Source organism: Neobacillus sp. NPDC093182 (genome assembly GCF_044754045.1).
Map to the genome: position 1 here is coordinate 79,175 of NZ_JBIVOI010000016.1, position 12,374 is coordinate 91,548.

Below are 12,374 nucleotides of genomic sequence, written 5' to 3' on the forward strand. Positions count from 1 at the left end.
AGATAACTTACAGGCATTAGGTGCTCTTATTTAATTTCATTCCAAACGTTAAGATCTCATAACTATTTTTAAGCATAAATCCATAATTCTTTTTAAAATCAATCACTATATCTCCATCTAGATGGCTAATCACCAATGGGTCGATTAGGATTGTAATCGCTTCGACTGTAAAAATCTCCTCATTATTTATCTGCTCAACCTGAGCAAGTTCGTACACATACGTGGCACCTCAACCAGTTGTTCGGATTTCATTAATCTTAATGGTTGGCGCTTCACCCAGTACATTTATCAGCTGCTGCTTTGCGTCTATTGTAATAGTAACCTTCATTTTCTCACCTCAATTTATTTTACCCTTTCCTTATCATGTTAAACGAGAAAATATTAATCAGCAAACTTTTAGAGAATGTGAACCTCTCGCACCATTTTCTTAAACTAGCAGTTCCACCTTGCTTTTATTCCTACGAATAGTGTTCCATCATACAAGACATTATAGTATTTTTTCTTTTCTGGTTTGTATTGAAAAAACAGAAAATTTGTAGTTTAGTTCATTGTAGATGTGGGTAATTAAAAAGGGGATAAGAGATTTCTTTTTAAATTGGAACTCTCATCTAGTTATTAATAAGCAGTCGTATTGGAGTGGTCTTGTTACCATCGGACTATTTTCAAGAAAATAGGAAACATTTTCAATTTTGAAACGTTTAATAGGTAGAGATAATTTTGGGGGGTAATAAAAAGATGAAGCGTGGATTAATTTTGATAACTCTTTTAATGTTAATGACTGCATGTTCTTCTAAAGATGTTTCTCCGAGTAAGGTAGATAAAACCGATGAATTATCTCCACAAACTATCACCTTGGAACCAACTCAAATGATTACGGAAAAAGAAATGATTGAGAGCAATCAAGATATTCAACTGATAAACAGTGAAAATAGTGAAAATGTTGAAACGCAAAGTCTACTTTCTTCTCAGACGGTAGAAGGGGAAGAAAACGAAATTCAAACCCTGTCACAGGTATCTGCGGAACCACTAGTGAAGGAAGAGGAAGAAACACCTGCCGAGGATTCTATTATAATCGGAGATTCGGAATATATTAATTTGATGCATGAAGAAAAATTTCAGGATTGGATAACGGTTGCGGAGAAATATGGGGCAGCTCTTTATGCCATCCCGTATTCCGATGTGTTTGCTATTGTGAAAGATGAAGAGGTGCTCGTCGGTATGAGTACTGGGGTTATGAGTGCTACGCCAAACCATATCGATATATTATGTGATTTGATGGTAGATAAAGGCGAATCTGCGGTAAAAATAATAGAAGGTATCCACCATGTGGCCCAAACAGGAGAAAGCGTTCAATTGGTGGGTCCACAAGAATTTGACGATGATTTTTCAATCCAAAAGCAGGATGAGTGGATTGTCGTTTCGTGGTAATAAGAAGAGAGGATTTCTAGCGCTGCCTAGAAACCTCTCTTTTTTGTAAGTTACTATAGCTTTCCATAGCATTTTCCATTTTTCTATTAAAAAAGCAAAGGAAACCGGGAATATGGTGCTTAAATGTGGGCTCGATTAGTTATATCCTAACGCTTACGTCCACCACATTTGACCAATAGATTCTTTTACGATAATTGGTTTTAGGTTTTCGACTGCTTTTGTAAATCCTTCCTCAACGGACATTAAACCATCTTCATGCTCAATGCTCACAACATAATCATATCCATAAAGTCGTAGTGTACTAATAATATCTGCCCATGTTTTTTGGTCGTGTCCGAACCCCACTGTTCTAAAATACCATGACCGGTCACGCATTTGGGAGTAGTCCGTCATGTCTGTAAGGCCATTACGGTTCATGTTTTGCTGGTCGATAATGGTATCTTTTGCATGGAAATGGTGGATGGCATTTTCCCGGCCAAGTATTTTTATCGCTTCAATCGGGTCAATACCTTGCCACCACATATGACTTGGATCCAAATTTGCACCAATTGCTGGCCCGCAAGCTTCTCTTAATCGTAGCATGGTAGCTGGTGTATGTACGGAGAATCCCCCATGCAGCTCTAAGCCGATTTTTACATTATGTGCTTGTGCAAAATCATTTTTACCCTTCCAGTACGGAATTAGCTTTTCTTCCCATTGCCATTTCAAAACCTCTTGAAAGTCGTGTGGCCAAGGCGTTACTGGCCAGTTTGGATAAAGGGCATTTTCGTGATCGCCCGGACAGCCGGAAAATGTATTCACGACTGGAACCCCTAGTTTGGAAGCTAGAACAATCGTCTTTGTGAGCACCTCGTCGGCTGGTCCAGCGACTTTTTTCTGTGGATGAAGTGGATTACCATGGCAGCTTAATGCACTAATGATTAATCCATAATCCTCAACCTTTTGCTTAAAGCTTTTCAATTTAGAGTCATCATATAATAATTCATCCAATTTACAGTGAGCATCACCAGGATATCCTCCTGTACCTATCTCAATGGCTTCTATGCCTTTCGAGGAAACATAATTTAACATGTCTTCAAAACTTTTATCGGAAAATAATACAGTAAATACACCTAATCTCATTTGAAGTACACCCCTTATCTATTGTTATCTGAATTTTTCAAAATGTAATCCATTACATTTTAAAGATATTAAAATTGTCCCAGTAAATCAACTGTTTTATTTTCAGAAAAATAAATATTGACAGATAATTGTGAACATATTACTATAAAAAATGTAATCGATTTCATTGAAAGACAACATGAAGTCAAAGAAAGTAGGAAAGTAAGATGGCAAACATCCAGCAGGTTGCTAAACGAGCAGGAGTTTCTGTTGCAACCGTATCGAGAGTACTAAACGGGCAAAATACCGTATCAGCAAAAACACGAATGAAAGTCGAAGAGGCTATAAAAAAATTAAATTATGAACCAAGTCTTCTTGGGAGAAACTTAAGAACTTCAGAAAGCAGGCTTCTCTTAATTTTAATCCCAACCATCTCCAATCCATTTTATTTAGAAATTATTAAAGGAATTGAACAGGTGGCGATTAGTCAAAATTATAATATTCTCCTTTGTGAAACCGATTCCAACCCTGAAAAAGAGAATATTTACTTCGACCTGGTTCGAAAAAAGATGGCAGATGGAATTATTTCGATGGATCCGGCTGTTAATGTTGAAACGCTCAAAAAGTTAGCAGAGAATTATGCGATTATTCAATGCAGCGAGTATGAAGATTGTACTGGTATCCCGTATGTAACCATTGATAACGAGGAAGCTTCTTACCGAGCAGTCAAGCACCTGATTCAAATCGGTCACAACAAGATAGCTTTAATAAATGCTGATGAAAAATATTTATTTGCCCGCCAGCGAAAAATGGGTTACAAACGAGCATTAGAAGAGAATGGAATCACTTTGAAAAACGAATATATCATTCCTGCCCAACAGCTAGGTTTTGAAAATGGACAGCATGCCATGAAAAAGATCTTGAATTTACAAGACCGTCCTACCGCTGTATTTGCCGTATCGGATCTTTTAGCTATCGGGGCGCTTAAAGAAATTAATGCCGCTGGTTTGCATGTACCCAATGATATTGCGGTAGTAGGTTTTGATAAAATTGATTTTTCAAATATGACGAACCCTACTCTAACCACCATCGCTCAGCCGATGCATAAGATGGGAACTGTTGCAGCAAGAATGTTGATTGAAAAGATTAAAGGTGAAGAAGTGGAAAGTATCATATTAGATCACGAGTTAGTAATACGAGAGTCTACATCAAGATAATGCATCTAAGATCAGCGCTCTGCTATTAATAGTTTAATAGTAGATCGCTGACCTTAGATGTGAATGTAATCGATTACAGTACATATAGGGAGAGCCTTTTACAAAATACAAAGGGGTGAAGGTTTTGAAGAAATTATTAGTCTTAATTTTATCTTTAGTAACAATGTTTAGTTTGGTAGCATGTAACAGCGAAACAGGAGGTTCCGAGGGTGGTAAAGAGGATGACACACTAAAAATCGGAATTTCTTTACCTTCCGCAACACATGGTTGGATGGGAGCTTTGATTGATAGTGCTGAAAAGCAAGCCAAGGAACTGAAAGAAAGTGATGGCATTGAGTACGTGATGACAAATGCGGCTGATCCAAATAAACAAGCAAATGACGTTGATGATTTAATCGCTCAAGAAGTGGATGTTATCGTCATGCTTCCAATTGAGTCTGCAGCACTTTCTCCTGTAGGTCAAAAAGTTAAAGACGCTGGTATTCCTTTAGTCATTGTTGACCGCGAACTTGAAAATGATGCAGCTACTGTAGTGGTAAAAGGTGACAACGAAGGTATCGGTGTAAACGCTGGTAAATACTTTGTAGAAAAGTTAAATGGAAAAGGAAAAGTGGTTGAAATCACTGGACCACCAAGTTCTGTTACTGAACAACGCGGAGCAGGCTTTAAAGAAGCAATGGAAAACTCAGATATTGAAATTATCGCTTCTCAAAGTGGTGATTTTTCAACGGAAAAATCTTTAGAAGTTATGCAGAATATTCTCCAAGCGCATCCTGAGATCGACGCTGTGTTTACACAGGATGATGGAATGGCTCTAGGTGTACTACAGGCTATTAAAGAAGCTGGCCGTAAAGATATTCAATTTATAACAGGGGCTGGCGGCGGAAAGGCTGTATTTGAAGACATGAAAGAAGATGGTTTAATTACAGCAACCTTCTTATACTCACCAACGATGGTTGAAGATGCAGTTAAAATTGCAGCAGACATTGCAAAAGGAAATAAACCCGCAGAATCAATGGTCGTAAAAGAAGCAACTCAAGTGACAAAAGATAACGTTGATGAGTTCTATGATTCGGAATCAAAATTCTAAATAATTGGTGGAGATACAGGTAGTGTATCTCCACTTTTCCTAAAAAGGAGGGACAAAGAACATGACTGCAAGTCCTTTTTTGACAATGAACAACATCGAAAAAGCATTTAACGGTGTACCTGTATTGAAAAAAGTATCTCTTACCGTCGCGCAGGGTGAAATTCATGCTTTGTTAGGCGAAAATGGTGCCGGAAAATCTACGCTGATGAACATTTTAGGGGGTGTTCATCAACCCGATAATGGCTCGATTCAGATTAATGGTCAGGATGTAAGAATGTCTAATCCCAGAGTATCTCAGGAGCAGGGTGTCAGCTTCATCCATCAAGAACTGAATGTCGTAGCTGATCTTAGAGTCTATGAAAATATGTTTTTAGGTTCAGAGCTTCGAAGTAAACTTGGATTCTTAAAAGTAGAAGAGATGTGCCGACAAACGAGTGAAATTTTAGCGAAGCTTGGTGTAGATATCAATCCGAAGGAATATGTTAGAAATCTAGAAACCTCTTATAAACAATTAATTGAAATATCAAAGGCGCTTCTACATAAATCTAAACTGATTATTATGGACGAACCGACAACATCGTTAGCGGAACATGAAGTCAAACGTTTATTTGAGTTAATGAAGAACTTAAAGAAATCAGGCGTGTCTATTATTTATATTTCTCATAAGTTAAAGGAAATCAAGGAAATTTGCGACCGTTATACGGTGTTACGTGACGGAGAACTAGTGGGGACTGGCAGTATTGAAAACGAAAATTTAGATACCATCACGAAACTTATGGTTGGTAAATCGATTTCTCAAGAGCGATTAGTTCAAAAGCATTCGGTTGGACCAGTAGTTTTAGAAGTGAAGAACTTAACGAGTCAAGGATTATATAAAAATATAAACTTCACCCTCCGAAAAGGTGAAATATTAGGCTTTACTGGCTTAGCTGGTGATGGTCGAACAGAGCTTTTTGAAAGCTTATTTGGATACCGGAAAAAATACACTGGTGAAATTAAGATTAATAACCAGCTGGTAAAAATAGATCACCCACGAAAAGCGTTAGAAGCAGGCTTGGCACTTGTTCCGAAGGATCGGAAAGAAAATGCAATCATTAAAGATTTAAGCGTTATTCATAATATGAGTTTATCGTCCATCGGACATTTTGAAAAATCTGGTTTTATCCAAGAAAAGAAAGAAAAGGACAAATTCCAATATTATAAGGAACGGCTTAACATTAAAGTCCACAATCCCCGGATAACCATTGATAAGCTAAGCGGTGGTAACCAACAGAAAGTCATTATTGCTAAATGGCTTGAGGTCGATACAGATATTATTATTTTTGATAATCCAACCCAGGGGATTGACGTGGGAGCGAAGCATGAGATTTATCAGCAAATTGTGTCATTAGCAGAACAAGGAAAAGCCGTTATTATCTTGTCCTCAGAGGCACCGGAAGTACAAAAGGTTTGTCATCACATCTATGTCATGTACCAAGGGGAAATTACAGCCCGTCTTAAGGGAGAAGAAGCAACAGATGATGAAATTATGAGTTATGCAACTGGCTCAAAAAGGGAGGCCGAAAAAATTGGCTAATGTTAATACAATCAAACAACAACCAAATCCGCAAACCTCAACTACAAAAAGTCGCCTCTCTTGGCTATGGTCCGAGTATAGCGTTATTATTGCTTTCTTAGTTATTTTTATTGCTGCATCGGCAATGAATCCTAGATTTCTAGATATCAATAATCAACTAAATATCTTAATGCAAGTCTCCATTATTGGAATTGTGGCTTTAGGTATGACGGTTGTTATGCTCTCCGGCGGAATTGACTTATCGGTTGGATCGGTGCTGGTTTTCGTTGGTGTCATTTCCGTTTTAGCAATGAATGCTACTGGTAGTATTTTCGTTGCAATCGTAACGGCTTTGGCCGTAGGTTCATTCGCAGGATTTCTAAATGGATTAATGGTTGCGAAGGGTAGAATTGCTTCGTTTATTGCGACCTTAGGGATGATGGCTGCAGCCAGATCGATCGCTTTATATATTGCAGAAGGCGGGAGTATTTCAGGAGAGGTTTCAGGTTTCACAGCGATTGCGAATAGTAACCTATGGATTTTTGATTTTCCTGTTATTATTTTCTTTGTTATGACAGCACTTGTTTATGTTTTAATGCATAAAACTCGTTTCGGGCGTTATGTCTATGCCCTTGGCAGTAATGAGAAAGCGGCACTTCTTTCAGCCATCCGAGTGGACCAGGTGAAAATTGGTATCTATAGCTTGGTAGGATTACTTGTGAGTGTAGCGGCGATTATTGAAACATCTCGATTAAACTCGATATCTTCATCAAGTTCAGGCGTTCAATATGAACTAGACGCGATTGCTGCCGTTATCATTGGCGGTACTAGAATGACCGGTGGTCGTGGTAAGATCATGGGTACATTTTTTGGCGTACTTATCTTAGGTATCCTCAATAACATGATGAACTTAATGAATGTTTCTCCACACCTCCAAGGATTTGTAAAGGGATTAATTATCATCATTGCAGTCGTATTCCAAAAGAGAGAGTAGGAGGGAATTCATTGGGTATTAAAGTAGGAATTATTGGTTGTGGATCAATTACTAAATTACGCCATGCACCCGAATACAAAGCGAATCCCTATGTAGATGAAATCATTTTTTATGATCGGAATCCGGAACGCGCAACAGGACTTGCGAACCAGTTTGGTGGAAGTGTCGCTCAAACCGTCGAACAATTATTTGCAGATCCAACGGTTGAAGTCATCAGTGATTGTTCTTCTAATGAGTTTCATCATATCTATTCTACACAGGCATTACTTAGCGGAAAGCATGTTTTATGTGAAAAACCGATTTCTTTAACGGTCGAGCACGCAAACGAAATTGTCGAAGCCGGGAAGATATCAGGAAAAAGATTAATGGTTGATCATAACCAGCGATTTACTCGGGCCCATCAAAAGGCGAAAGAAATTATTAAAAATGGAGAAGTTGGGAAAGTCCTTACCTTCCGAACAACATTTGGACACTCTGGGCCGGAACAGTGGAGTGTCAATAAATCAAACGCTACCTGGTTCTTTAAAAAAGAACGCTCAGGTTTTGGAGTGGCAGGAGATTTAGGGATTCATAAGGTCGATTTACTCCATTACTTATTAGATGATGAAATTGAGACAGTAAGTGCTTTTCAAGGCGCTCTCGACAAAGTCAATGAAAATGGAGAACCCATTGAGGTATGCGATAACATTGTATGTAGTTTAAAAACCAAAAAAGGCCGTCTTGGCACAGCTTCCTTTTCTTGGACCTATTATGGAGAAGAAGACAATAGTACCATCATTTATTGTGAAAAAGGAATTTTAAAGATTTATCATAGTGAAGCATACCAACTAGAAGTCATCCATAAAAATGGAGAGAAGGTTCATTACGAACTCGAAAAGATCCAAACGAACGATAATCAAACCAATAGCGGCGTTATCGATGCTTTTATTGATTGTGTACGTCTGGACCAAGAACCAATTGTGACAGGAAATGACGCGCTTTCCTCTCTAAAAGTTATTTTAGGCATTATGGAAGCAGCAGAAAAAGGTAGTGTGATTACAATTTAACGAGTCCATTTTAATATGGAAAAGACGAGAAAAAGCCACTGTTTCAGAGATTGAACACAGTGGCTTTTTTACTATCATTAAAATTTCCTAACTCTCAAAGAACCACTCAGATTACACTCAGTGGTTCTTCCAATTACTACTTAGAAGTATCCTTAGACAAGAAGTTATAAATATTAGCTTCGCCTGCCCCATATAGTGGATCGACTCCAACTTTTCCATAATCAATGGCACTTTGTCTGATGGCGGCTGCTACTTGTGCAGGGCTATACTCAGGGTGAGCGGCTTTAATGACCCCGGCAACTCCAGCTACTTTCGGTGCTGCCATGGAAGTACCATGCAAATAAGAGTACCCATGCCATTCTCCGTCGCTAAATTGCGTTGTAGCATTATTCCCTCCGCCTACTGGATAACTAGGATAAGTAGATAATGTACGATACGTAAAATCACGTTTATTTAAATAGTTTCCAGTCGGATTTTGGCGGTAAAGACTGTCGTACAATGGGCCATTATCGCCTCCAGGACCAGCAACATCGATGGCATTACCGTAATTCGAGTAGAATGCAATATTGTCTTCTGACCATTCATTCGAGGAAGAAACCGTAATAACCCCAGGAATTTGTGCTGGAACCACACGGGATGGCCCCTTAATGTCTAAGCCGTAAGTAGCCTTCCAATAGGCTTGCATATCATGTAAATTGTTTAGGTCTTTTGAGTCGTTACCAGAAGATACGACCACGGTAACTCCTTTTTGAATCGCGTATTGAACGGCACGGTGATAGGCAACCATAGAAGCGGAATCACCTTTCTCTTCTAAGTTATGAGCCATCCAGCGCCAGCCGCCAATGGACATATTAATTACTTCAACGCCATCGTTTGCTGCTGCTATAATGGCATCGGTAATCCATGATTGCTGTGCTCCGCCAGTTGCTCCAAACACACGGTAAGCTCTGACAGTTAAATCCGGACCAACACCCTTTACCTTTCCATTCGCAGCGATTGAACCAGCGACATGTGTGCCGTGGCCATTTTTGTCCCAAGCATCTGTTGTTCCCGGTACAAAGGTTTTAGAGCCTGCCAAATCAGCATTATCCTTCAAGTCCGGATGGCTAAAGTCAATACCAGTATCAATTACCGCAACCACCGTATCTTCATTTCCGTTATTTAAGGTATAAGATTGCCCGTTGTTAGTAAGACGCTGCATGTCCCATTGTTTATTCCAATAGCTGCTTGCGTTTGGATCTAAAGTAACTTTCGCTCCATCAGCAGTTCCTGGGGTAAAATTAACTTTCGTATCTGGGTCTGTTTCTAAGTATGCTTCAAGTTCTATGCCCGCTGATTGTACGTTTGTATCTTTTTTTACATTTGTAAGGAAAGCAGGATCATTTGAAGCAACTTCTACGATGCCAATTTCTTCAATGATTCGTTCTACTTTTCCGCCTGATTTTTCAATTCTCTCAGAAAAATTGGATGGCAGTTTCCCCTTATAGGCTACAACATAATGTTCCAGTTCCGCTGAAGCCTTTGTTTTGTTCGGTTGGACCCCGACAAGTAGTGAAAATGATAGAGCAGAACAAATAGATAGTACAGCTAGTTTCTTCTTCATTTAAATCCTCCCTTTATATTTAATTTTACGTGATACACGTAGAATTAAATTTTATTACAAGCTCTTAAATATATTTGTCGAAGTATAAATTGTAAGAGTGGGAATATTACGACAAAAAATATTGAGGGTAAGTACTCGTGCCCAATCACTTCCCGATTTTTCTCGAAGGTTGATAGATTGGTAAGATACTATTCTAGTTAAAGTTCCTTCCTGGGTAGTACTTCTTCAAATTGAGGTAGTCTTTCAATGGAATCTAGCAATATTCCCACTTGTTCTTCCTTGTCACGAGGGGGGATAAGGCATTTCAATCTTGAACCACCACTCAACTGCCCGATGTAAGACGTCAAAAAAAGTGAAGAATTACATCTTCACTTAAATTGCGGTATTTTCCTTCTGTTATTCCATCCATTCTTTATATCTCTTCGATGACAAACTAAAAGTAATCGGCTATGGAAGAACACTTCCTCTTGTACCATCCGTTTCAAATGCGGATCCGCATGTTATGGGTTCGTCGACCAAAGTCCAGCCGTTTTTAGGACAACTCTTGGATGAAGCTTTAAACCTGAAACAATCAGGTCTGCTAGATCTTCCGGCTGCATTACATTTTCAGGATTTCCTGAAATTAGATTTGTATCATAGGCTAAATCTGTAGCCACCGTGCTCGGTGTTAATGCTGTTACACGGATATTATGTTTTCTTACTTCTAGCATAAGTGATTCTGTCAGCCCGAGGACAGCGAATTTGGATGCGCTGTATGCACTTGTAACTGGAGCTCCTTTTTGCCCTGCTGAAGAGGATATATTGACGATATCACCGGATTTCCGTTCGAGCATTCCGGGTAAGACTGCTCTCGTAACATTGTAGACACCCATTACGTTTACGCGAATGATGTTCTCCCATTCTTCAGGGGTTAAATCTAAAAAGCCGCCAAATTTCGCTACCCCTGCGTTGTTAATTAAAATATCAATGGATTCTAAATCCGATAGTATATGCTCTACGGCGTGTTGAACGGAGGTTAGATCCGCTACATTGGCTGCAGCGGCAGAAACGTTGACATCATAAGAAGCTAGCTCAGATGCTACTTTCTCCAGATTAGACATGTTTAAACCGATTAATCCAAGATTTACGCCTTCTTTGGCTAATGCAATGGCTGTAGCACGGCCAATTCCTCTTCCCGCTCCTGTTATAATTGCGGTTTTTCCTTTTAAAGAGATCATCTATACACTCCCTACGTTTAATAAGATAGTCATTCAGTCTAACACATACATGTATTCTCTCCATATTTTTCATATTCATTTCACCATTAAGCAAAATATGTAGAACGAATAGAAAGGCAAGAAATAGCGCAAAAATGAACAGGTATGATAATCTATGAAGGTAATTACATATCGATAGTGAAGGAGCATTTAGTATGAATTTTGTTACTTTAAATAACGGTTTAAAAATGCCGCAGCTGGGATTTGGTGTTTGGCAGGTTCCTGACGACCAAGCGACAGAGGCGGTTGAAATCGCACTAAAAGTTGGTTACACATCAATTGATACGGCGATGATCTATAAAAACGAAAAGGGCGTGGGAAGGGCAATCGCTGAATCTTCCGTTCCTCGTGAAGAATTATTTATTACAACCAAAGTTTGGAATGCTGACCAAGGCTATGAAAAAACCTTACGTGCGTTTGATGAAAGCTTGGCAAGATTAGGACTTGATTATATTGATTTATATTTAATTCACTGGCCAACTCCTAACTTTGATCAGTATGTTGACACTTATAAAGCTTTAGAAAAGCTATACCATGATGGCCGAGTGAAGGCAATTGGGGTTTGTAACTTTGAAATTGAACACTTAGAGCGCATTTTAAAAGAATGTGAAGTCGTGCCGGTACTGAATCAGGTTGAGTGTCACCCATACCTTGCTCAAAATGAGCTAAAAGAGTTTTGTGCCAAACATAATATCTTTGTAGAAGCTTGGAGTCCTCTGGACCAGGGAGGAGAGGTGCTGCAAGACGAAGTCATTCAAAAAATTGCTGCGTCACACAGCAAATCACCAGCTCAAGTTGTATTGCGCTGGCATTTACAAAACAACACCATCGTCATTCCAAAATCTGTGACACCATCTAGAATCGAAGAAAATTTTAACGTATTTGATTTCGAACTGAGCAAAAATGAAATGAACGAAATTAATAAAATTAATCGTAATCGACGCAAAGGCGCACATCCAAACGACTTGCATGTTCGATAAAATCCTCCTTCAAATCAATGCAAAAAACCGAGAAGGCCATCAAGTGATGGTCTTCTTTTGTTTTTCCTCTCAGACTTTCATTACTTTTTCATCATCATCCGGAA

General features: G+C 38.9%; 11 protein-coding genes. 7 read left to right on the plus strand and 4 right to left on the minus strand.

Translation table 11 applies throughout. The features are described from left to right. Positions 1-16 precede the first annotated feature (16 nt). Positions 17-217: a hypothetical protein gene (locus ACIQAA_RS25070; RefSeq protein ID WP_402625180.1), complete on the minus strand. Its 201-nt coding sequence runs from the start codon at positions 215-217 to the stop codon at positions 17-19. 518 nt (positions 218-735) lie between these two features. On the opposite strand from ACIQAA_RS25070, the gene ACIQAA_RS25075 reads away from it, so the two are divergent. Continuing rightward, positions 736-1,428 carry a hypothetical protein gene (locus ACIQAA_RS25075; RefSeq protein ID WP_402625183.1) on the plus strand — a complete coding sequence of 231 codons (693 nt, stop codon included), beginning with the start codon at positions 736-738 and terminating at the stop codon, positions 1,426-1,428. 153 nt (positions 1,429-1,581) lie between these two features. On the opposite strand, the gene ACIQAA_RS25080 is transcribed toward ACIQAA_RS25075, so the two are convergent. Further along, positions 1,582-2,550 carry a sugar phosphate isomerase/epimerase family protein gene (locus ACIQAA_RS25080; RefSeq protein ID WP_402625186.1) on the minus strand — a complete coding sequence of 323 codons (969 nt, stop codon included), beginning with the start codon at positions 2,548-2,550 and terminating at the stop codon, positions 1,582-1,584. A 206-nt stretch (positions 2,551-2,756) separates the two neighbouring features. Between ACIQAA_RS25080 and ACIQAA_RS25085 the strand changes: the two genes are divergently transcribed. The 5 genes from ACIQAA_RS25085 to ACIQAA_RS25105 all read left to right on the plus strand — a co-directional run bounded on the left by ACIQAA_RS25085 (position 2,757) and on the right by ACIQAA_RS25105 (position 8,431). Continuing rightward, on the plus strand, positions 2,757-3,746 hold the full coding sequence (locus ACIQAA_RS25085; RefSeq protein ID WP_402625189.1) for a LacI family DNA-binding transcriptional regulator: 990 nt from the start codon (positions 2,757-2,759) through the stop codon (positions 3,744-3,746). Between the two features lie 115 nt (positions 3,747-3,861). Continuing rightward, a complete protein-coding gene (locus ACIQAA_RS25090; RefSeq protein ID WP_402625191.1) occupies positions 3,862-4,836 on the plus strand; it encodes a substrate-binding domain-containing protein in 975 nt (324 codons plus the stop codon). Between the two features lie 61 nt (positions 4,837-4,897). After that, complete coding sequence (locus ACIQAA_RS25095) at positions 4,898-6,412, plus strand: sugar ABC transporter ATP-binding protein (protein WP_402625194.1); 1,515 nt, start codon at positions 4,898-4,900, stop codon at positions 6,410-6,412. Further along, on the plus strand, positions 6,405-7,385 hold the full coding sequence (locus ACIQAA_RS25100; RefSeq protein ID WP_402625196.1) for an ABC transporter permease: 981 nt from the start codon (positions 6,405-6,407) through the stop codon (positions 7,383-7,385). Before ACIQAA_RS25095 ends, ACIQAA_RS25100 begins: the two co-directional genes overlap by 8 nt. An 11-nt stretch (positions 7,386-7,396) precedes the next feature. Further along, positions 7,397-8,431 (plus strand): Gfo/Idh/MocA family protein, encoded by a 1,035-nt coding sequence (locus tag ACIQAA_RS25105; protein WP_402625199.1) that lies wholly within the window; start codon positions 7,397-7,399, stop codon positions 8,429-8,431. Positions 8,432-8,567: 136 nt separating this feature from the next. Here ACIQAA_RS25105 and ACIQAA_RS25110 read toward each other — a convergent pair whose 3' ends face one another. Beyond that, complete coding sequence (locus ACIQAA_RS25110) at positions 8,568-10,034, minus strand: S8 family serine peptidase (protein WP_402625202.1); 1,467 nt, start codon at positions 10,032-10,034, stop codon at positions 8,568-8,570. Positions 10,035-10,534: 500 nt separating this feature from the next. After that, positions 10,535-11,251: a 3-ketoacyl-ACP reductase gene (locus tag ACIQAA_RS25115; RefSeq protein WP_402625205.1), complete on the minus strand. Its 717-nt coding sequence runs from the start codon at positions 11,249-11,251 to the stop codon at positions 10,535-10,537. A 194-nt stretch (positions 11,252-11,445) separates the two neighbouring features. Here ACIQAA_RS25115 and ACIQAA_RS25120 point away from each other — a divergent pair, with 194 nt between their 5' ends. Then, entirely contained in the window at positions 11,446-12,270 is an 825-nt protein-coding gene (locus ACIQAA_RS25120) for an aldo/keto reductase (RefSeq protein WP_402625208.1), read from the plus strand. The last annotated feature ends 104 nt before the right edge of the window (positions 12,271-12,374 follow it).

Coding starts and splice junctions, on each gene's coding strand:
- ACIQAA_RS25120 (WP_402625208.1), top strand. CDS start 11,446: ATGAATTTTGTTACTTTAAATAACGGTTTAAAAATGCCGCAGCTGGGA.
- ACIQAA_RS25115 (WP_402625205.1), bottom strand. CDS start 11,251: ATGATCTCTTTAAAAGGAAAAACCGCAATTATAACAGGAGCGGGAAGA.
- ACIQAA_RS25075 (WP_402625183.1), top strand. CDS start 736: ATGAAGCGTGGATTAATTTTGATAACTCTTTTAATGTTAATGACTGCA.
- ACIQAA_RS25085 (WP_402625189.1), top strand. CDS start 2,757: ATGGCAAACATCCAGCAGGTTGCTAAACGAGCAGGAGTTTCTGTTGCA.
- ACIQAA_RS25080 (WP_402625186.1), bottom strand. CDS start 2,550: ATGAGATTAGGTGTATTTACTGTATTATTTTCCGATAAAAGTTTTGAA.
- ACIQAA_RS25110 (WP_402625202.1), bottom strand. CDS start 10,034: ATGAAGAAGAAACTAGCTGTACTATCTATTTGTTCTGCTCTATCATTT.
- ACIQAA_RS25095 (WP_402625194.1), top strand. CDS start 4,898: ATGACTGCAAGTCCTTTTTTGACAATGAACAACATCGAAAAAGCATTT.